General features: G+C 69.7%; 16 protein-coding genes. 5 read left to right on the top strand and 11 right to left on the bottom strand.

Going from position 1 to position 20,202, the window contains the following annotated elements; genetic code table 11:
- Window positions 1-136: 136 nt before the first annotated feature.
- Together P3T39_RS11045 and P3T39_RS11040 are read right to left on the bottom strand one after the other, a co-directional pair.
- The gene (locus P3T39_RS11045) at window positions 137-1,114 is read right to left on the bottom strand and encodes an SGNH/GDSL hydrolase family protein (RefSeq protein ID WP_280697281.1); all 978 of its coding nucleotides are present in this window, start codon (window positions 1,112-1,114) and stop codon (window positions 137-139) included.
- Window positions 1,115-1,403: 289 nt separating this feature from the next.
- Window positions 1,404-2,366: a PAC2 family protein gene (locus P3T39_RS11040; RefSeq protein WP_280697280.1), complete on the bottom strand. Its 963-nt coding sequence runs from the start codon at window positions 2,364-2,366 to the stop codon at window positions 1,404-1,406.
- Between the two features lie 740 nt (window positions 2,367-3,106).
- Between P3T39_RS11040 and P3T39_RS11035 the strand changes: the two genes are divergently transcribed.
- Window positions 3,107-3,826, top strand: coding sequence for a GNAT family protein (locus tag P3T39_RS11035; RefSeq protein ID WP_280697278.1), 720 nt, complete (start codon window positions 3,107-3,109; stop codon window positions 3,824-3,826).
- Between the two features lie 87 nt (window positions 3,827-3,913).
- On the opposite strand, the gene P3T39_RS11030 is transcribed toward P3T39_RS11035, so the two are convergent.
- The 7 genes from P3T39_RS11030 to P3T39_RS11000 form a co-directional block, all read right to left on the bottom strand.
- Window positions 3,914-4,111, bottom strand: a complete 198-nt coding sequence (locus P3T39_RS11030; protein ID WP_280697277.1) for a peptidoglycan-binding domain-containing protein — start codon at window positions 4,109-4,111, stop codon at window positions 3,914-3,916.
- 481 nt (window positions 4,112-4,592) lie between these two features.
- Window positions 4,593-5,114 (bottom strand): ribonuclease, encoded by a 522-nt coding sequence (locus P3T39_RS11025; RefSeq protein WP_280697276.1) that lies wholly within the window; start codon window positions 5,112-5,114, stop codon window positions 4,593-4,595.
- A gap of 334 nt (window positions 5,115-5,448) precedes the next feature.
- Window positions 5,449-8,175 carry a pyruvate, phosphate dikinase gene (gene ppdK, locus P3T39_RS11020; RefSeq protein ID WP_280697275.1) on the bottom strand — a complete coding sequence of 909 codons (2,727 nt, stop codon included), beginning with the start codon at window positions 8,173-8,175 and terminating at the stop codon, window positions 5,449-5,451.
- A gap of 547 nt (window positions 8,176-8,722) precedes the next feature.
- Window positions 8,723-10,039, bottom strand: coding sequence for a tRNA dihydrouridine synthase DusB (gene dusB / locus P3T39_RS11015; protein WP_280697274.1), 1,317 nt, complete (start codon window positions 10,037-10,039; stop codon window positions 8,723-8,725).
- 271 nt (window positions 10,040-10,310) lie between these two features.
- On the bottom strand, window positions 10,311-11,297 hold the full coding sequence (locus P3T39_RS11010) for a DUF4097 family beta strand repeat-containing protein (protein ID WP_280697273.1): 987 nt from the start codon (window positions 11,295-11,297) through the stop codon (window positions 10,311-10,313).
- A gap of 2 nt (window positions 11,298-11,299) precedes the next feature.
- Complete coding sequence (locus P3T39_RS11005) at window positions 11,300-11,944, bottom strand: response regulator transcription factor (protein ID WP_280697272.1); 645 nt, start codon at window positions 11,942-11,944, stop codon at window positions 11,300-11,302.
- On the bottom strand, window positions 11,932-13,152 hold the full coding sequence (locus P3T39_RS11000; protein WP_280697271.1) for a sensor histidine kinase: 1,221 nt from the start codon (window positions 13,150-13,152) through the stop codon (window positions 11,932-11,934). Before P3T39_RS11000 ends, P3T39_RS11005 begins: the two co-directional genes overlap by 13 nt.
- Before the next feature lie 495 nt (window positions 13,153-13,647).
- On the opposite strand from P3T39_RS11000, the gene P3T39_RS10995 reads away from it, so the two are divergent.
- On the top strand, window positions 13,648-13,953 hold the full coding sequence (locus tag P3T39_RS10995; protein WP_280697270.1) for a hypothetical protein: 306 nt from the start codon (window positions 13,648-13,650) through the stop codon (window positions 13,951-13,953).
- 275 nt (window positions 13,954-14,228) lie between these two features.
- Here the strand turns inward: P3T39_RS10995 and P3T39_RS10990 are convergent, their stop codons facing one another.
- Complete coding sequence (locus P3T39_RS10990) at window positions 14,229-15,071, bottom strand: helix-turn-helix transcriptional regulator (RefSeq protein ID WP_280697269.1); 843 nt, start codon at window positions 15,069-15,071, stop codon at window positions 14,229-14,231.
- Between the two features lie 207 nt (window positions 15,072-15,278).
- Here P3T39_RS10990 and P3T39_RS10985 point away from each other — a divergent pair, with 207 nt between their 5' ends.
- The gene (locus tag P3T39_RS10985) at window positions 15,279-16,646 is read left to right on the top strand and encodes an MFS transporter (RefSeq protein ID WP_280697330.1); all 1,368 of its coding nucleotides are present in this window, start codon (window positions 15,279-15,281) and stop codon (window positions 16,644-16,646) included.
- Window positions 16,647-16,872: 226 nt separating this feature from the next.
- A complete protein-coding gene (locus P3T39_RS10980; protein WP_280697268.1) occupies window positions 16,873-17,448 on the top strand; it encodes an NADAR family protein in 576 nt (191 codons plus the stop codon).
- A gap of 163 nt (window positions 17,449-17,611) precedes the next feature.
- On the opposite strand, the gene P3T39_RS10975 is transcribed toward P3T39_RS10980, so the two are convergent.
- Window positions 17,612-18,994: a glycine--tRNA ligase gene (locus P3T39_RS10975; protein WP_280697267.1), complete on the bottom strand. Its 1,383-nt coding sequence runs from the start codon at window positions 18,992-18,994 to the stop codon at window positions 17,612-17,614.
- Window positions 18,995-19,193: 199 nt separating this feature from the next.
- Here P3T39_RS10975 and P3T39_RS10970 point away from each other — a divergent pair, with 199 nt between their 5' ends.
- The gene (locus P3T39_RS10970) at window positions 19,194-20,150 is read left to right on the top strand and encodes a metal ABC transporter substrate-binding protein (RefSeq protein WP_280697266.1); all 957 of its coding nucleotides are present in this window, start codon (window positions 19,194-19,196) and stop codon (window positions 20,148-20,150) included.
- The last annotated feature ends 52 nt before the right edge of the window (window positions 20,151-20,202 follow it).

Genomic DNA, 20,202 nt, shown 5'->3' with positions numbered 1-20,202 from the left:
CCCGTCCGCGCGCAGCCTGTCCCACGGCGTGCAACAGGCCGGGCGGGTGGCCTCCTCACCCGGCGGCGGGGTGACCGCCCACCACCTCGCCGGCCGAGCCGGGTCACGGTCTGCCGGAGGGGCAGCGCGAGGCTGCTCAGGCCCGGACCGCCTGGAGCACCGCCGCCGCCATGGCCTGCTGCCCGGCCGCGTTGGGGTGCACCGGGGCCAGCCCGGCGGCCGGGAGCGGCGGTTCGATCCAGCGGGTCGTCTCCCCCGCGCACATGTCGTGCCCGGCCGACGGGGCGTACGTGTCCACGAACCCGGCTCCGGCCGCCTCGGCCCGCTGTCGGAGCATGGCGTTGAGCTGCCGCTCCTTCTCGGCCAGGAAGCCGATGTCGCCGGCGGCCACGCTCCGGCCCAGCACCGCCGTACACGACGCCGGGTCGGTCGGCAGCAGCTCCGGGTAACCGACCACATAGACCCTGGCCTGCGGGGATCGGCGCTTCACCTCCTGCAACAGGTCGCCCAGCCGCTCGCCCGCCGCCTCGACCCTGCGCTGCACCTGGTCCTCGCCGCCACCTGCGCCACCTGCGCCACCTGCGGAGTAGTAGGAACGGCAGGGCGAGTCGGCGGCCGGGGCGCCGGTGAAACCCGCGAACAGGCTCTGTTTGACGCCCTCCTCGGCGCAGCGGCCGAGCACCTCCACAAACCCGGCGTCGTTTCCGCCGATCCCGAGCGTGACCAACCTGGTGGCCGGGGACAGCGCGTCCAGCTGCGGCGGATTGGTGCCGTCCTCGGTCTGCTGGGCTCCCGTCAGGTCGCGGGTGGTGGCCCCGCTGCAGCTCACGTCGGTGAAGGCCGTCCCGCTCAGCCCGAGTGCCTTCGCAACCAGCGACGGGTAGTTCACCCCCGACCGGGCGCACCCGGCCGGGGTACCGACCTGCGGTGTGATCCGCAGCCCGGCGGTGTACGAGTCGCCGAGCGCCACATACGGACCCACCGGGCGCGCGGCCGTGGCCGCTGCGGCGGACGGGGACCCGTCCGCCGCAGGCCGGGCGTCGCCCGCGCTGCAGCCGACCGTCAGCACCAGACCGGCCATACCCAGCAGCACTCCCGTACGCCTGACGTCCACACACACTCCCGGGGTCGGACCCACCATGTCTTCGACGGCCCGTCCCCCGGGCGCCTGTGACCCCCAACGAGCGGACACGGCCGATGTCTCCCGCAGACGCATGTGATCAGCCGAACACTGCTCAGGGGTGCGGGGCTCCGCCTGACCGACCGCGCGCACGAACAGCCGGCACCGACGTGCAACGCCCCTTGCGCAGGCCCGTTTCCGGCGCAGTCGCAGTCGCAGTTGCCGTCGCAGTCGTCGTTGCCGTCACCCCGGAGACCGCCTGCCCGGAATCCGGCGGGCGGCCCTACTCCGCGCCGCGCTCCTGCTCCGCCAGGAATTCCTCGAAGCGCCGCCCCAGCTCATCCGCCGAGGGGAGGTCGGCGGCCTCGGCCAGCAGGCTCTCGCGGCTCTCCGCGCCCGCCACCGCGTCGTACTGGCCCTCCATGCCCCGGATCGCCGAGCGCAGCTCACTGTCCCCCTGGGCCAGCTGCTCCTCGATGTCCGCGTACACCTCGCCGACCCGGTCGCGCAGCCCGGTACCCGGCAGCACCAGGCCGCTGGCCGACTGGACGGCCTCCAGGATCATCACGGCCGCCGCCGGGTACGCGGAGCGGGCGACGTAGTGCGGCACATGGGCCGCGAAGCCCAGCACGTCGTGCCCGGCCTGCGCCAGGCGGTACTCCAGCAGGGACTGGGCGCTGCCGGGCACCTGGGCCTGTTCGAACCAGCGGGGGTAGCCGGCAGCCAGGTCGACCCGGTTGCCGTGCGGGGTGAGCCCGACCGGGCGGGTGTGCGGGACGCCCATCGGGATGCCGTGGAAGTCGATGGTCAGCCGGACCGCGAAGCGCTCGACCAGCTCGCGCACGGCGGCCGCGAACAGCTCCCACTCGGTGTCCGGCTCCGGACCGGTGAGCAGCAGGAACGGCGTGCCGACCGAGTCCCGGACCAGCTGGAGCAGGATCTCCGGAGGCTCATAGGCCGTCCAGCGATCGCGGTCGAAGGTCATCGCCGGACGGCGGGCCCGGTAGTCGACCAGACGGTCGTGGTCGAAGCGCGCCACGATCTGCGGCGAACCGTGCTCCTGCAGATGGGCCACCACCTGGCCCCCGGCCTCGCCCGCGTCCATGAAGCCCTCGAAGTGATGCAGGAGCACCAGACCGGCGACACCGGCGGCGCCCTCGGCCTCCGGGCCGGCGGCGGCACAGGCTGCGGTCAACGCGTCCACGCCCTGCCGCTCCAGCTGATACAGCTCCTTGGGATCACGCACCGCGCACCCAACCCCGTTCCGTCTCGTCGCTCGTCGTCGGCCCGGCCGACCGGACCCTGCCCCCGTACCCAGATAGTGCACCCTGAGTCCGACGTACCGATGTCCGGTCTACTGCTGTCCTGTCCCGGCCGACCGGTTCCTGACCGGTCCAGCGTGCAACAGCCCTCGGACATTCCCGGACCGCCGAGCCTGTGTCAGCTCACCTGCCGGACCGTGCCCCGCGGGCAGCGGCCGGCAACAGGCCGGCGCGACCGGACGAGCATCATCGCACCCCAGCACGAATCCGCAGGTAGGAACCCTTCCCGCAGTCCCACACCCGCCCTTGGACGGCCTTTCCGACGCCCGCTGTCGATCTCCGCGGAGGGCCTCGGCAGCGGCCCCGGAACAGCTGTGTGCCGCCGATCGCGTGCCGCGAAGTGACGCACCGCCTTCTTGCAGGTATGGTCCTCTCGCTGCCTCGCATCGCCGCGTCGTCGCCACGCCGTCTGTCACGTCGTGCGCCCGTCCCGGCCCAGTGCGCGGACAGCCACTCCCAAGACACCTTGCCTTCACCTGGCCGCCTGCTTCCCTTCGCGCTCTCATTCCCCCCTCGGCCATTTCTCGGACGCACACTGTCCTTTCTCTCATCCGCCGGACGCGGCCGTAGACCCGTACCCGCCTGCCGACGCGCTGAGAGATACCGCCTTCGTGCCGCATCCTGGTTCGAAGGTCCCTCCGACCGCCGAAGGACCGAAGGATCCGTGCCCGTACCCGTAACCCTTGTCGGCCGTACCGTGCGGCTGGAGCCCCTCGCCGAACACCACGCCGAGGCACTGGCCGAGGCTGGCGCCGAGGACCGTACGACCTATGCCTTCACTCCCGTACCGCACGGCCTGGAAGCCGCCCGGGAGTACATCGGCCGTGCCCTCGCCGACCAGTCCGCAGGCAGGTCGCTGCCGTTCGCCACGGTGAACGTCGCGGACAACCGGGTGGTTGGGTCCACCCGCTTCCTCGAACTCGACTACTGGCAGGGACCGCTGGTCTGGCCGCCGGTGCCCGGCGTGCCGCACGGCGACCCGCTGCACGCGGTGCCGGACGCCGCCGAGATCGGCAACACCTGGCTCTCGCCGCGCGCCCAGGGCACCGGCATCAACACCGAGGCCAAACTGCTGATGCTCCGCTACGCCTTCGAGACCTGGCGGGTCCAGCGGATCTCGCTCCGTGCCGATGCCCGCAACCTGCGCTCGCGCTCCGCGATCGAACGGCTCGGCGCCACCAGCGAGGGTGTCCGCCGTGCCCACTCCCGCGGCCTGGACGGGGTCGTCCGCAGCACCGCCTTCTACTCCATCCTCGACGAGGAGTGGCCGGCCGTCCGCGACATCATCGAGATCCGGATCGCCGCCGCGACCTCCCCGAGTGCCCCGGATCCGGCGATCAACCAGGAGTGCCTTAGACACGGCGGCCCGCTGATCCACGTCTGACCGCCGACCGACCGGCGTGCCGGTGCCCGCCGCCTGTACCAGCGGTACGAGTTGTACGTGCTGTACGGGCGGAGAGCACCTGGGCATTCACGCCGGTCCGGGCACTCCGGCCGTCAACCGGTCCCAGGCGACCTGGCCGACCACTCCGTCGACCTCGATCTCCTGGTCGCCCTGGAAGGCCCGCACGGCCTCGGCGGTGGCGGGGCCGAAGGCGCCGTCGGCGCCCCACGGATCGAGCCGGTCGCCGTAGCCGTGGTCGACGAGCGCCTCCTGAACGGCCGTCACCGCACCACCCCGGGAGCCGGAGCCCGCGGCCGGGCAACTGCGGGAGGCGCGGCGGGACTTCCGCGACCAGGAGCAGCGCGACTGGGAGTCGCTCGCCCTGGCCCGGCTGGCCGAGTGCCACCTGGACCTGAGCGAGTTCTCCGAGGCCGTCGACTGCGCCGACCGGGCACTGTGCTTGGCCGCCGAGCTGGGCAAGGCGTACTGCCAGGGCCTGGCGCACTCCACCCTCGGCCGGTCGCTGCCCCTCCTCGGACGGGCGGAGCAGGGGGGTCCGGCACCTGCGCTCGGCGCTGACGACCTTCGAGGCTCTGCGCGTGCCCGAGGCCGAGGATGTCCGGGCCGCCCTGCTCGACGCCGACGTGGCGATCGGGCCGGCGATCGGGCCGGCGTGAGACCTGCGCGGCCGCCCGGGTGGGGGCTCGCCCACCCCGGAGGCGGGGAGGGCACGAGGCGGGGAGCCGTTCCCCGGGCCACCGGAGTGTCAGCAGCGGGAGTCGATCTCCTGGAATGTGCCGTAGTGGTCGTCCGTCCAGTACTGCTCGCCATCGGTGCCGGTGACGACCCGTCGGGTACCCCGGTCGCCGGAGCCCGGGGTGACAACGGTGTACTCGTGGTAGTAGCCATTGGAGTGCCTGGGCAGACGGCTCTCCCGGTTCTCGAAGACCACGCCGTCGGTGCGGTAGGGGTACGGGCCGCCCTTGGCGATCAGTCCGAGGGTGTCGCGGGCCTGGGTGGGCAGCTTGCTGCGGCAGACGTCGGCAATGGCCGAGTTGGTGGGCACCCAGGTGCTGGAGCCGGACGGCTTCGGCGGAGCGGACGGCTTCGGCCCGCCCGAGGATCCTCCGACGGCCGGGGCGCCACTGGTCGTACCGGCGCCGGCCTTCGGGGAGTGGCTGCTGGTGGTGGCCGTTTTACCGGTGCCGAGCAGGGCGTAGACGGCTGCGGCGACGACGGCGCAGCAGAGGACGGCGACGACGGCGATCAGACGGTTTCGGCTGGTCATGGGCTCCAGCTTGCCCGGTACGGGTCCACCCCCGACACACCGGGTACCTCGCTCACCCGAACGGCCCAGGAGCTGTCCGGCCGATACCGGGCCGCGGACAGCCGTGCGCCCCGACTGTGCGCCCGGCTGTGCGCCCTGTGGAGCGCCGGCCGCCGACCGTCGACATCGAGCATCGCGCGCAGGGCGAGAACGCCGCCGGGGCGGGAACGGACGCCATTGTCCGTTCCTGCCCCGGCTGCTACGTACGGCGGCTCTCCTGCGCCGAGCTCCGCCGTACGCCCCTCCGGGCGGAGGGGGTGCGGTCAGCGATCGACCGTGCTTCGGGGACGCCCCGTCAGCGCGAGTCGCTGCCCGCCGTCTCAAGGGCGGCGCGGCCTGCCTCCAGGCGCGCCACCGGGATCCGGAAAGGAGAGCAGGATACGTAGTCCAGGCCCACCTCGTGGAAGAAGTGGACGGACTCCGGGTCACCGCCGTGCTCGCCGCAGACGCCGAGCTTGAGGTCGGGCCGGGTGGCCCGCCCTGCCTCGACGGCGTGCTTGACCAGGGAGCCGACACCGTCGCGGTCGATGGTCTCGAAGGGCGAGACCCCGAAGATGCCCTTCTCCAGGTAGGCGGTGAAGAAGCTCGCCTCCACGTCGTCCCGGGAGAAGCCCCACACCGTCTGGGTCAGGTCGTTGGTGCCGAAGGAGAAGAACTCGGCGGCCTCCGCGATCTGACCGGCCGTCACGGCCGCCCGGGGCAGCTCGATCATGGTGCCGAGCTTGATGTCCAGCGTGACGCCGGTGGAGGAGGCGACCTCGGCCAGCACGCGCTCGCACTCGTCGCGGACCAGCTCCAGCTCCTGGACGGTGCCGACCAGCGGGATCATCACCTCGGGGCGCGGATCGCCACCGGCCAGCCTGCGCTCGGCCGCTGCCTCGGCGATCGCCCGGACCTGCATCCCGAACAGGCCGGGGATGACCAGGCCGAGGCGGACACCGCGCAGACCCAGCATCGGGTTCTGCTCGTGCAGCCGGTGCACGGCCTGGAGCAGTCGCAGGTCGTTCTCGTTCGGGTCCTTGCGGGCCTCGGCGAGGGCGACGCGCACCGAGAGCTCGGTGATGTCGGGCAGGAACTCGTGCAGCGGCGGGTCGAGCAGGCGGACGGTGACCGGGAGGCCGTCCATCGCCTGGAAGAGCTCGACGAAGTCGCCCTTCTGCAGCGGGAGGAGGGCCGACAGGGCGGTCTCGCGGTCCTTGTCGTTGTCCGCCAGGATCAGGTGCTCGACCTCCTTTCGGCGCTCCTCACCGAGGAACATGTGCTCGGTGCGGCACAGGCCGATGCCCTGGCCGCCGTAGCGGCGGGCGCGCCCGGCGTCCTCGGCGTTGTCGGCGTTGGCGCGCACCGCCAGCCGACGGCGCACGTCGGCGTGCGACATCAGCCGGTGCACGGCCTGGACCAGACCGCCCTGGACGTCGGCCCCGGCGTGCAGGGTGCCCTCGAAGTACTCGACCACCGGGGAGGGGACGACCGGGACCTCACCGAGGTAGACCTTGCCGGTCGAACCGTCGATGGAGACCAGGTCACCCTCCTCCACGACCTGCCCGTCGGCGGTGGTGAAGCGGCGGCGCTTGGTGTCGACCTCCAGCTCCTCGGCGCCGCAGACACAGGTCTTGCCCATGCCACGGGCGACCACGGCCGCGTGCGAGGTCTTGCCGCCGCGCGAGGTCAGGATGCCCTCGGCCGCGATCATGCCGTCCAGGTCGTCGGGGTTGGTCTCGCGGCGGACCAGGATGACCTTCTCGCCGGAGCGGGACCACTTGACGGCGGTGTAGGAGTCGAAGACCACCTTGCCGACGGCGGCGCCGGGCGAGGCGGCGATGCCCCAGGCGACGCGCTTGGCGGTCTCGTCGGCGGCGAAGCGCGGGAACATCAGCTGGGCCAGCTGGCCACCGGTGACCCGCTGCAGCGCCTCGTCCAGGTCGATCAGGCCCTGGTCGACCAGCTGGACGGCGATCCGGAACGCGGCGGCCGCGGTGCGCTTGCCGATCCGGGTCTGGAGCATCCAGAGCTTGCCGCGCTCGATGGTGAACTCGATGTCGCACAGATCGCGGTAGTGCAGTTCGAGCTTGTGCATGATCGCCATCAGCTCGTCGTACGACTTCTTGTCGAGCTTCTCGAGCTCGGCCAGCGGAAGGGTGTTCCGGATACCGGCGACGACGTCCTCGCCCTGGGCGTTGGACAGGTAGTCGCCGTAGACGCCGACGGCCCCGGTGGAGGGGTCGCGAGTGAAGGCGACGCCGGTGCCGGAGTCCTCGCCGAGGTTGCCGAAGACCATGCTGCAGATGTTCACCGCAGTGCCCAGGTCGTTCGGGATGCGCTCCTGCCGGCGGTAGAGACGGGCCCGGTCGCCGTTCCAGGAGTGGAAGACGGCGTGGATCGCCAGGTCCATCTGCTCGCGCGGCTCCTGCGGGAACTCCCGGCCGGTCTCGCGGAGCACGATCGCCTTGAAGGTCTCGACCAGCTTCCTGAGGTCCTCGGTGGTGAGGTCGAGGTCGTTGGCGGTGCCCTTGGCCTGCTTGGCCTCGTCCAGCGCCTCCTCGAAGAGCTCGCCCTCCACGCCCAGCACGGTCTTGCCGAACATCTGGACCAGACGGCGGTACGAGTCCCAGGCGAAGCGCTCGTTTCCGGACTGAGCGGCAAGACCGGTCACCGAAGCGTCGGAGAGGCCGATGTTCAGGACGGTGTCCATCATGCCCGGCATGGAGAACTTGGCGCCGGAACGGACCGAGACCAACAGCGGGTTGTCGGGCTGGCCGAGCTGCTTGCCCATCTGCTGCTCAAGGGAGTCCAGGTGCTCGCTGATCTCCTTGTGGAGCGAGGCCGGCTCGCTGCCGGTCTCCAGGAAGACCTTGCACGCCTCGGTGGTGATGGTGAACCCCGGGGGGACGGGAAGGCCCAGGTTAGTCATCTCAGCGAGGTTCGCACCCTTACCGCCGAGTAGATCCTTCAGGTCCTTGTTTCCTTCGGTGAAGGAGTAAACAAACTTCTGCTGCGCCGCCACGGGTCGGTCTCCTCGCACACGGTTGCCCTGACGCCGGAGAACATACCCATTTCGAAGGCTCTTCCGCGCCGCCAATAGGCCGTACGCATCTCGGAGCCGGTTGTGACCCAACAGATCGAATGCCCTTTGGGGCGTTCACCTCTGTTGGTGAAATCGTCCGGCTGACGCTAGCAACCGTTCAAGTAGTGAACGTATGGAAACCCGAAGATCACACGAACCGGACACAGGGTAGCGACTGATCGACCGCCGTGTTGCCCCGGTTTGATTTCCTGCAGCCAGCTGCGCCGATCCGCCTCTGAGCCCCTTCGGGAAGCGATTCACACCTCGACAGCCCTGCGGACCCACCCGACCGGCCGTCAATCGCCACGATATGTGGCAAGCGTCACGGGTGCATCTCAGCTGTCGGGCGTAGAAGGGGTGCGTCATTCGTTGCACTGCGTCGACACATGACGCCTCTCTGTTATCGAAATCTGCCTTAAAGGAGCCCTCTTGGCCAGATTGTCCAAGAGGGCTGGGCCGCTTCGGCGCGTCAAGCGAGAACGACTATGTCACCTGAACGTCTAAGTCAGCCGCCAGATGTGTCCAGTTCGGCCTCAGCGCTGGGCAGGGCGCAGTCGTACGGATCGTCCAACCAGCCCTCCGGCAGCACCACCCGGTTGTTTCCGCTGGTCCGGCCACGCGGGCCGTCGGCACCGGCCGGCCAGCGCTGGTCCTGCTCGACCTGGGTGAGCGTCTCCGCCAACTCGGCCAGCGAACTGGACATCGCCAGCCGCACCCGCAGCTCTGAACCCACCGAGAAGCCCTTGGTGTACCAGGCCACGTGCTTACGGAAGTCGATGACACCCCGTGCCTCGTCCCCCAGCCACTCGCCGAGCAGCTGGGCATGCCGGACCATCGCCTGCGCCACGTAGCCGAAGGTCGGCCGGGCGTAGTCCACATCGCCCTCGAAGATCGAGACCAGGTCCTTGAACAGCCACGGCCGCCCCAGGCAGCCTCGGCCGACCACCACGCCGTTGCAGCCGGTCTCGCGCATCATCCGCACCGCGTCGTCAGCAGACCAGATGTCGCCGTTGCCCAGCACCGGGATCTCCGCCGGGACGGCCTCGCGCAGACGCGCGATGGCCGACCAGTCGGCGGTGCCGCCGTAGTGCTGGGCGGCCGTCCGACCGTGCAGGGCGATCGCTGAGACGCCCTCCTCCGCACCGATCCTGCCCGCGTCCAGGTAGGTCAGGTGATCGTCGTCGATGCCCTTGCGCATCTTCATGGTCACCGGCAGACCGCCCGCGTTGCCGACCGCCTCGCGCAGGATCTCGCGCAGCAGGTTGCGCTTGTACGGCAGGGCGGAACCGCCGCCCTTGCGGGTGACCTTCGGGACGGGACAGCCGAAGTTGAGGTCAATGTGATCGGCGAGCTTCTCCTCCGCGATCATCCGGGCAGCCCGGCCGACCGTCACCGGGTCCACCCCGTACAGCTGGATCGACCGCGGCTTCTCGCTCGGGTCGAACTTGATCAACTGCATGGTCTTGGCATTGCGCTCGACCAATGCCCGGGTGGTGATCATCTCGGACACATACAGGCCCTTGCCGCCGCTCTGCTCCCGGCACAGCGTCCGGAACGGAGCGTTGGTGATACCAGCCATCGGCGCCAACACGACCGGCGGCCACACCTGAAGCGACCCGATGTCCAGCGGCGCGAACTCGGGGCTGGGCGCAGGGGTGGGGGGCGCGACGGCAGAGGACGTGGCAGCTGAAGGCGTGGCCGCGGAGGGGCCGGCCGCAGCGGTGGGAGCGGCCGGCGCGGGGGCTGGGCGGGAGGCCAGTGCTGGCGCGGGCGTCCTGGCGGTGGCCGTGTCTGGCTGGACGGTGTCGGGCGTGGCGGTCATACGGGCGGAGTCCTCAGGGGGTCGGCGAGGGCGACGGTGCTTCGGCGCGGGCGGCTGTCCGAGACTCTCCATTGTCCCCCAGGCGATCCCCCGCCCGGCTCTGTGGTCGGACCTGGCGGGACTCCGGCCGGGCTCGGACGGGGCGCGTGCCGCGTCGGGGCTGGCCTGAGCTGAGCTGGGTTCCGGCCGAGTGCGAGCTGCGCTCGGGTGAGTTCGGGCTGCGTTGGGGCTGCGTGGGCTGCGTTCGGGCTGAGCTCCCCTCGGGCTTCGGTCAGCCTGGCGGCCGGAGCCGGCCCGGAGCCGAGGACTGCTCCTGGGACGAGGAATGAGCCGGGGACGAGGGGGTGAGCGCACCGGGGGTGGGCGGGACCGGCAAGGCGGTGGAGACCGAAGTAGTGGGGGCGGATGGAGTGGTCGGGGCGGGGCCGGAGCCTGCACCCGCCGGGGTAGAGGTCACTGCCACCGCACCGGACATGGTTGTGATGTCGATGGTGCGACCGGAGCTGCTGTCGCTCACATCAGGGTCGACACTCCAGGAGCCGGAGAGCCTGTGCCCGGACACCTGGTAACGCGTGCTCTCCACCGGGACTGCTATCGACACCGGACCGGAGGTCGTGGTCGCCGTCACCGATGTCGGCGGCCGGGCGAACGCCAGGGACACCTCGCCGGAGCTGGCCGCAGCCTGAACCACCGAGGATCCCAGCTCCTTGGCGATGATCTGCCCCGAGGAAGCCTTGGCCCAGACCTGGCCGCTCACGTACTCCAGCTGCAGCAGGCCGGAGGAAGTCCTCGACCGGATCTCCCCGGAGATCCCGCGTATGAGAGTGCTGCCGGAACTGCTCTGCGTGCGGATCTCGGTCGCCGCAGGAACCTGGATGTCGAGTGCCGCACCGCACCCGATCACCGCGATCGGCCCTCTGCAGGAGACGGAGACCCGGAGTGTGTTCCCGTCCGCCTCGGCCGTGACGGACGGCCGGCGCAGCGACCAGTCCAGGCTCTCCTTCACCGTGACCCGGTCGGGTGCGCCTGCCTCGATCAGCACCTGTGCGCTGCCGGAATCCACTTCCACAGTCTTGATCGACTGCCAGAAGGTGTGGTGCTCGGAGTGGCCCTGGTGCGCCAATTGGGACCAGGCTGCCGAGGCACCGGCCAGCAGCGCGACTACCAGCACCACGACACCGAGCAGCCGCCACCTCCTGGCGCTGCTCCCGCTCCCCGTCCGCGCCGCTCCGCCCTCCGCCTGGCCCCCGTCCTGCACGGCTACCCCACCTCCAGGAAGCGGAGCACGGCCAGCACCCGGCGGTGCGATGCATCGGCCGGCGGCAGGTCCAGCTTCGTGAAGATGCTGTTGATGTGCTTGGCGACGGCACTGTCACTGACTACCAGTGACTCGGCGATCGCCGTGTTGGATCGGCCCTCGGCCATCAGCGCGAGGACGTCCCGTTCCCGAGGGGTCAGACGCTCCAGCGGATCGCGATGGCGTCGCAGCAGCAGCTGGGCCACCACCTCCGGATCCAGCGCGGTACCGCCCTCGGCCACGCGTTGGAGCGCCTCCACGAAGTCGTCCACGTTGGCGACCCGTTGCTTGAGCAGATACCCGACACCGTTGGTGTTTCCGGTGAGCAGGTCTGCGGCGTAGCGCTCCTCCACGTACTGGGAGAGCAGCAACACCGCTGTCTCCGGCCATTGGCGGCGGATCATCAGGGCAGCCCGGACGCCCTCGTCGGTGAAGCCGGGCGGCATCCGGACGTCGGCGACGACGACATCCGGCGCATGCTCCTCGACAGCCGCGAGCAGGGCCTCGGCATCACCGACTGCCGCTGCGACCTCGTACCCGACTGCCTCCAGGACCTTGACCAGGCCCACGCGCAGCAGGACCGAGTCCTCGGCGATCACAGCTCGCATGGCAACTCCACGGTGATATTGGTCGGGCCCCCAACGGGGCTGGTGATGGCCAGGGTTCCGTCCACCGAAGCGGCACGCTTTCGCAACCCGATGAGCCCCGTGCCCCTGCTCGGATCCGCTCCTCCGACTCCGTCGTCGGTGATCACGATGCGCAGGCGGCCGGACTGCTGACATACCGACAGATCGACTCGGGAGGCTCGGGCATGCTTGGCGACATTGGCCAGGGCCTCCGAGACAGTGAAGTAGGCAACGGCTTCAACGGTCGGGTCGATACGGTTGGGAAGGTCTACCGTCAGGCGGACCGGGACGGGGGCCCTGGCGGCGATACCGGAGAGTGCAGCGTCCAGACCCCGGTCCTCCAGGACCACGGGGTGGAGGCCACGGACCAGGTCGCGCAGCTCGGCTATGGCGGCCTGGGCTTCCTGGTGCGCTTCGACGATCACTTGCATGGCCTCGGGTGGTATGCCCTTGAGGGTGCGCCGGGCGAGGCCGAGATTCATGGCCAGCGAGACCAGACGCTGCTGCGCGCCATCGTGCAAGTCCCGCTCTATCCGGCGGCGTTCGGCATCGGCGGCGTCGACCACGCCGGCCCTGCTCTCGGCGAGATCCTCGACACGGCGCTCCAGCACCTCCGCCCGGTTGGGCCCGAGCAGGGAACGGGCCGCCCGCTCGTCCAGTCTGGCCAGCCAGGACACCAACCAGGGCAAGGCCAGCAGCAGGACGAGACCGACCGCGCTGACCCCGGCATCGGTCACCGACCAGCCGATACCGGAACGGAGTGAACTGCCCCTCGGCATCAGGGACGCCCAGGCGTAGACCGTGGCCATCACCAGGCCGACGCCCCAGGCGGACAGCACCAGCAGGGAACCGACGGCGAGTGCTGGTGCGGCCAGCAGGTGGTACGCGGCCTGACGCCAGGTGAGTCCGGAACGCAGGCGCACCAGCCAACGGGCATCAGGTGCCGCCCGGCCCGGGATCTCCAGACCGCGCAACTCCCGAAAGCGACTGCGCTGGGTGATGGTCAGCAGATCGAGGCAGAGAACGGCCAGTGGGAACAGCACGCCCAACTTCGGCGTGATCAGAGCGAGGACAAGCGGAAGACCCAGCGGCACCCCGGCCGCGATGAATACCGCATCCCGCCGGGTGGCCGCCGACCACGGAACGTGCTCGGCGCCCCAGGCAGGCACGCGGCGGAAGGCGGAGATCATGCCGCACAGCCTATGGCCGCCCGAACGAGCCAATCCATGAAGGAGGCATCCGAATTGATGCTGCAGCTAGGTACACCCCGAAGACGGATGCGTGCGCTACCGACAGGCTGTCAGTTCACCACGAACCTTGACGCCATGACAGGAACAGGCCGCCTGGCGGCAGCAGGAGATCCGGCCGACTGCGGCACGGAGTCCGGCGCCGAGGAAGTGCATCTCGAGCTCACCGAAGCGGAGTTCGACAGCCCCGAGACAAAGCTCCGGAGCCCCGAGGCAGAGTTCGCGAGCTCCGCGGAACGGCCCTGGAGGGACAGGATGCAACAGCCGCGGCAGGTACTCCCGGGAGCCGTGCCAGGGTCGGCCGAGCCGGTCGCCGAATGGCACGGCGGCGTGGCCGCTGAAGCAGCGGGAGACGTCGCACATGTGGGTCCATGGTCGGTCAGGACAGGCCCTGCCAATCGGGGGCGTGCCTCACTCGAGGTCTACGAGCACGGAGAGTTGCTGGACGTGATGGTCGCCACCGTCCTCGGCGCCGATCAGATCCTGCGCGGGGCTCGACGCAGTGCCGGCGAAGGCGGTCCGACGGGCTTCGCCTGGGGGCGACTGCCGGCTGACGGCTCGCTGCCCGAAGTGGCCTTCACCAGTGGCCTGCTGAGTCGAAGCCATCGACCGGTGTACGTGGTTCCACTCGCCGAAGCGTTCTGGCTGGCCTGGTCCGACGGGCCGCCCTGCACCTCGGTACGGGCGCAAGTCCATCGCAGCGACGTGCCGTCGATCCGGCTTCGGGCTGGTCGGGCGTCATGAGCCTGCACTGGCTGCTGATCACCTGCGGTGCGGTGCTGCTGCCATGGGCGGCTCTGCTTTGCCGCGTCGCCGGGCCCCGCGCCCAGCTGGCCTTCGACCGGTCGGCCCCCGGTGCACCAGTCAGCGGCGCACCACTAAGCCGAGCGATCGGCGACGCAACAGCCAAGGGCACGCCGCCAGTTGGCCGGGCAGTCGGTGGTAGCGGGGTGACGCCCGGCGCCCGGGTACGCCGGGTGCAGCTTGCGAGTCCGGCGTCCAGTCTCTCGGGCGCGCACTCACTCCATCACCGCGAGGCGCTCCAGGCGAGCTCGGCTCTCCTCGTCCTGCGGGGTGTAGGCCACGAGCCGAGTGCGCGGTCGAGGGCCCAGCCACAGGTTCGTGTACTCGAAGCGGAGCAGACCGACCTCGGGGAGCAGGAAGCGCTTGAGGCCGTTGCCGGGGCCGTCCACCTCGTGTCGGTCCCAGACCGCCTCGAAGTCGGGGAAGGTCCTGCGCAGTCGCTGGAGAAGGTTCTTCCAGGCGGGTTCCGAGGAGTGCTCAGCCATCGCGGCGCGGAATCGGGCCACCACCGACTCTCGGGCCGCCTGGATATCTACCAGCACCGAGGCGAAACGGGAGTCGGCGAAGACCAGCCACAGCACGTTCCGGTCCTCGAACGGCATCGAGTCGAGATCACCGGCGATCCAGGTGTACGCGCGGTTGTACGCAAGGATGTCGTATCGGCTGTTGAGCACGACGGCGGGCATCGGGGCGAGCTGCTCCAGTACCAGCCGGACGGACGGCGTAATGGTGGGGCAGTCCTGTATCGGGGTCGGATCCTCCGAGCCTGCCAGGACGAAGAGGTGGGCCCGCTCGTTCCGGTCGAGCTGCAGTGTCCGGGCCACCGAGTCCAGCACCTGGGCAGAGACCTGGATGTCCCTCCCCTGCTCAAGCCACGTGTACCAGGTGACCCCGACAGCAGCGAGGTGGGCGACTTCCTCACGGCGCAACCCCGGGGTCCGACGGCGTCCGGTCGGGGGCAGACCGACCTGCTCCGGCGAGATCCGCTCGCGACGGCTGCGCAGGAAGGTCGCGAGCTCATGGCGGCGGCTGTCAACGGGCGCGGTGGTGGGCGTCATAAGGCCAAGGATGCGCGAAATCGGATCCTGTTGCCAGGTACTTCTTATACCTGGATAAACGATGTCTGGTACCAGGGTGGGCCAGGCCCGATCGTAGTAGTCGTGACCCAGCAACTCGCGACCCCGCGGACGACTTCATCGGCCCCACAGACCGCTGCCTCGGCACAGGCCGCTTCCCCAGCACAGCCCGCCTCCCCCACCCTCGGGCTGGCAGGTCTCGTCACCGTGCTGCTCGGCGCCTTCCTGCCGATGCTCGACTTCTTCATCGTCAACGTCGCACTGCCCACTATCGACCACGATCTGGCCGCCGGGCCCGCCGTCCTGGAGCTCGTCGCCGCCGGGTACGGCATCGCCTTCGCCGTACTGCTGGTGCTCGGCGGTCGGCTGGGCGACACCTTCGGCCGCCGTCGGCTCTTCATCGTCGGCGCGGCTGCTTTTGCCGTCACCTCGCTGCTCTGCGGCCTCGCCCCGACCGCCTGGACGCTGGTCGCCGCCCGAGTAGCGCAGGGCGCCTCGGCCGCGTTGCTGCTGCCGCAGGTGCTGGCCACGATCACCGCCGCCAGCAGCGGCCCGCAACGTGCCCGGGCCCTGAGCATCTACGGAGCCGTCGGCGGCATCTCCGTGGTCATCGGCCAGGTGCTGGGCGGAATGCTGGTCTCCGCCGACCTCTTCGGCACCAGTTGGCGGGCCGTCTTCCTGCTCAACGTGCCTTTCGCACTGCTCACCGCCCTCCTCGCGTTCCCGTACGTGCCGGAGAGCCGCTCGTCACACGCGGCCGGTGTCGATCTGCCCGGCACCGTGTTGCTGACGGCGGCACTGCTCTCACTCTTCCTCCCGCTGATGGAGGGGCGTGCGGCAGGCTGGCCGGTCTGGTCCTGGGTGCTGCTCGGCGCCTTCCCGTTTCTGGCCACCGCGTTCCTCTATGTGGAGCGGCGGGCGGAGCGAGCGGGCCAGGTACCGCTCGTACCGCTGTCACTGATGCGGATACCCGAGATGCGTCGGGGTCTTGGCGTCGCGGTGCCGTACTTCACGGGTTTCGGCGGATTCATGTTCGTCGTGGCCGTGATGCTGCAACAGGGCCTGCAGCTCGGGCCGGTCGCAGCAGGCTGGGCGCTGGTCCCGATGGCCGTCGGGTACTTCTTCGCCTCGCTGAGCGGGCCGCGTCTGATCGGCCGGTTCGGCAGCCGAGTGATCACCGCCGGGGCGGTCGTCCAGGGCCTCGGGCTCGCCACCCTGGTCGTCACGGTGCTGGCGGACTGGGCAGACTTCTCACCGTGGCGGATGCTGCCCGGTGTGGCGCTGGCGGGCATCGGCCAGGGCCTGATCGGGACGCCGCTGTTCCGGGTCGTGCTGTCCAAGGTCCCGATCGAGCGGGCGGGCGTCGGCAGCGGCGTGCTGGCGACGACCCAGCAGTCCAGCCTCGCGTTGGGGGTCGCCACCCTGGGGACGCTCTTCCTCGCTCTCTCACCCACAATCGGCATCGGCCACGCACTTGCGCTGGTGCTGAGCCTTCAACTGACCGGCTCCGCCGTCATCTTCTTCCTGAGCATCCGGCTGCCCCGCTCGGTCGCCTGAGGCAGGGCTGCTCGGCCCCACTTGATCGGCCCCCGCCACGGCTGCATTCACCGCCTCTGCCGCATCCGCCACCATGACTGCATCTACCACCACGGCTGCATCTACCACCACGACTGCCACGGCCGCCTAGGTCGGCATCGCCGCACGCCCGCCCAAGGCCGGGCCGCCATCCGTCGGCCGGTTAAATCCAGCGGTTGCCGTCAGCACTTTATGTCAGGATGACGATATGACGACTCAGCCCCGAACCCCGGCCGACACCCGCTCCCACGAGGAGCTCGCCGCTCTCGTGGCAGCGGGCGCCCAGCCCAAGTACCTGCTCTTCTGGGGGCACCAGCCACAGCGAGATGGCCGGGCGGGGTCGAGCTCGCTCAGTCAGTGGTGGCCCGCCGAGTTCACCGTGGACGGGGTGACGTACGCGACGGCCGAGCACTGGATGATGGCAGGAAAGGCCCGGCTCTTCGGGGAGGAGCAGATGATCCCCCGGATTCTGTCCGCACGCACACCCGCCGAGGCGAAGAAGCTCGGGCGGCTGATCAAGGGCTTCAACGAGGAGCGCTGGGCCGCCGAGCGATTCGAGCTGGTGATTCAGGGCAATGTGGCCAAGTTCGGTCAGGACGAGGCCCTGCGGGAGTATCTGCTCGGCACTGCCCAGCGAGTACTGGTGGAAGCCAGCCCGCTGGATCGGCTCTGGGGCATCGGCCTGGCAGCCGACAACGAGAAGGCGACCAAGCCCGCCGAGTGGCGCGGCCTCAACCTGCTGGGCTTCGCCTTGATGGAGGCCCGCGCCCGCCTGGCGGGCTGACGCCCCGGCGCACCGGCCCCCCGACAGCAGACAGCAGACAGCAGACAGCAGACAGCAGACAGCAGCACCCTCCCCCACGCCCCCCGCACAAACCACAAGCCCCCACGCGGAGCGAGCCGCGCGGGGGCTTGTGGTCAAGAAGAGGGACTGTCGGACGCCGAGATCAGCAGCCGATCAGGCGGGCGGCCAGGTAGGACTTCACCTGGTCGAGGGAGACTCGCTCCTGCGCCATGGTGTCACGCTCACGGATGGTGACCGCGTTGTCCTCAAGCGTGTCGAAGTCGACCGTGACGCAGAACGGCGTGCCGATCTCGTCCTGGCGGCGGTAGCGCTTGCCGATGGCGCCGGCGTCGTCGAACTCGACGTTCCAGGCCGTCCGCAGGTCGGCGGCCAGACCGCGCGCCTTCGGCGACAGGTCGGCGTTGCGCGACAGCGGGAGGACGGCGACCTTGACCGGCGCGAGGCGCGGGTCGAGCCGCATGCCGACACGCTTCTCCATGACGCCCTTGGCGTTGGGAGCCTCGTCCTCGAAGTACGCGTCCAGCAGGAAGGCCAGCATGGCGCGGTTCAGACCGGCTGCGGGCTCGATGACGTACGGGAAGTACCGCTCGCCGGACTCCTGGTCGAAGTACTTCAGGTCCTGACCGGACGCCTCGCTGTGCACCGCGAGGTCGTAGTCGGTGCGGTTGGCGATGCCCTCAAGCTCGGAGAACTCGGTGCCACCGAAGTTGAAGCGGTACTCGATGTCCACCGTGCGCTTGGCGTAGTGGGAGAGCTTCTCCTTCGGGTGCTCGAAGAAGCGCATGTTCTCGGTCCGCAGACCCATGTCCACGTACCAGTTCCAGCGCTGCTCGAGCCAGTACTCGTGCCACTTCTCGTCCTCGCCCGGCTTGACGAAGAACTCCATCTCCATCTGCTCGAACTCACGGGTGCGGAAGATGAAGTTGCCGGGGGTGATCTCGTTGCGGAAGCTCTTGCCGACCTGGGCGATACCGAACGGCGGCTTCTTGCGCGAAGTGGTCTGCACAGCCTTGAAGTTGGTGAAGATGCCCTGCGCGGTCTCCGGGCGCAGGTAGGCCAGGCCACCCGCGTCCTCGGTGACGCCGAGGTGCGTCTTCAGCATGCCCGAGAACTCCTTGGGCTCCGTGAAGGCGCCCTTGGTGCCGCAGTGCGGGCAGTTGATGTCGGCGAGGCCGTTGGCCGGCAGCTTGCCGTGCTTGGCCTCGTACGCCTCCTCCAGGTGGTCCGCGCGGAACCGCTTGTGGCAGGAGAGGCACTCGGTCAGCGGGTCGTTGAAGGTGGCGACGTGGCCGGAGGCCTCCCAGACCTCACGGGCCAGGATCACCGACGAGTCGAGACCGACGACGTCCTCCCGAGCGGTGACCATCGCGCGCCACCACTGGCGCTTGATGTTCTCCTTGAGCTCGACGCCCAGTGGTCCGTAGTCCCAGGCGGCACGGGTACCGCCATAGATCTCGCTGCAGGGGTAGACGAAGCCACGACGCTTGCTCAGGCTGACAATCGTGTCGATCTTGTCGGCGGCCACAGTGCTCTCTTCAGTACGACGTCAGGTTCGACGGCACGGTCAAGGCGCGGCTGGTTGCGCGCACCCGAATACCTCAGGTTACCGGGCCCGTGGGCGGGGGGTTCAAATCGGTATTTCGATTTGATCTTGCCGCCCATGCGGTTCATACGCCAATCGGGTGAGTTGACAATCATTTCCAGTTAAGATGACAATGGTTGTCATGATGCTGCGACGCCTTCCGGCCACCTCGATAGCCCTGACTGCCACCGCCGTCGTCGGCACCCTCGTCCTCTCCGCCTGCGGCGGTTCGAGCAGCGCCGGCAGCAAGGGCAGCGACGGCAAGCTGAGCGTGGTGGCGTCGTTCTACCCCATGGAGTTCCTCGCCGAGCAGATCGGCGGCAGCCATGTGAAGGTCACCGATCTCACCGCGGCAGGCGTCGAGCCGCACGATCTCGAACTCAAGGCCAAGCAGGTCGCGACCGTGCAGGAGGCGGACCTCGTGGTCTACCTCAAGGGCCTGCAGCCCTCCGTGGACAAGGTCGTCGAGCAGAGCCCCGTCAAGCACGTCGTGGACGCCACCGCCGCCTCGCCCCTGGTCGACCACCACCTGGACGAGGGCACCGCGAGCCACGACGGACACGACCACACTGATGCCGCCGGCGACCCGCACATCTGGCTCGACCCGACCCGCTACGCCGCCGTCGCCAAGAGCGTCGGCGCCGAGCTGGCCAAGGCCGACCCGGACCACGCCGGCGACTACCAGAAGAACACCGACGAGCTGGTCACCAAGCTGTCCGCCCTGGACAAGGACTTCCAGACCGGGCTCAAGGGCGCCAAGAGCAAGACCTTCGTCACCAGCCACGCCGCCTTCGGCTACCTCGCCGACCACTACGGCCTGAACCAGATCGCCATCAACGGTGTGGACCCGGAGGCCGAGCCGACCCCGGCCCGCCTCGCCGCGATCCAGAAGGCTGCCAAGGACAACGGCGTCACCACGATCTTCTTCGAGGCACTGGTCAGCCCCGATCTGGCCAAGACGGTCGCCAAGGACCTCGGTCTGAAGACCGCCGTACTCGACCCGATCGAGGGTGTGAAGGACCCGTCCGGCAACGACTACTTCTCGATCATGCGTCAGAACCTGACCAATCTGCAGGCCGCGCTCGGCACGAGCAGTTGAGAGCCCGACCGGCCGGCAGCCGAGCCGGGCGAGAACGTGATCGGCCGAGGAC

The sequence above is a fragment of the Kitasatospora sp. GP82 genome (assembly GCF_029892105.1).
Lineage (GTDB): Bacteria > Actinomycetota > Actinomycetes > Streptomycetales > Streptomycetaceae > Kitasatospora.
The sequence above is the reverse complement of the archived record's forward strand: the minus strand, read 5'-3'. Positions and strand labels throughout refer to the sequence as shown.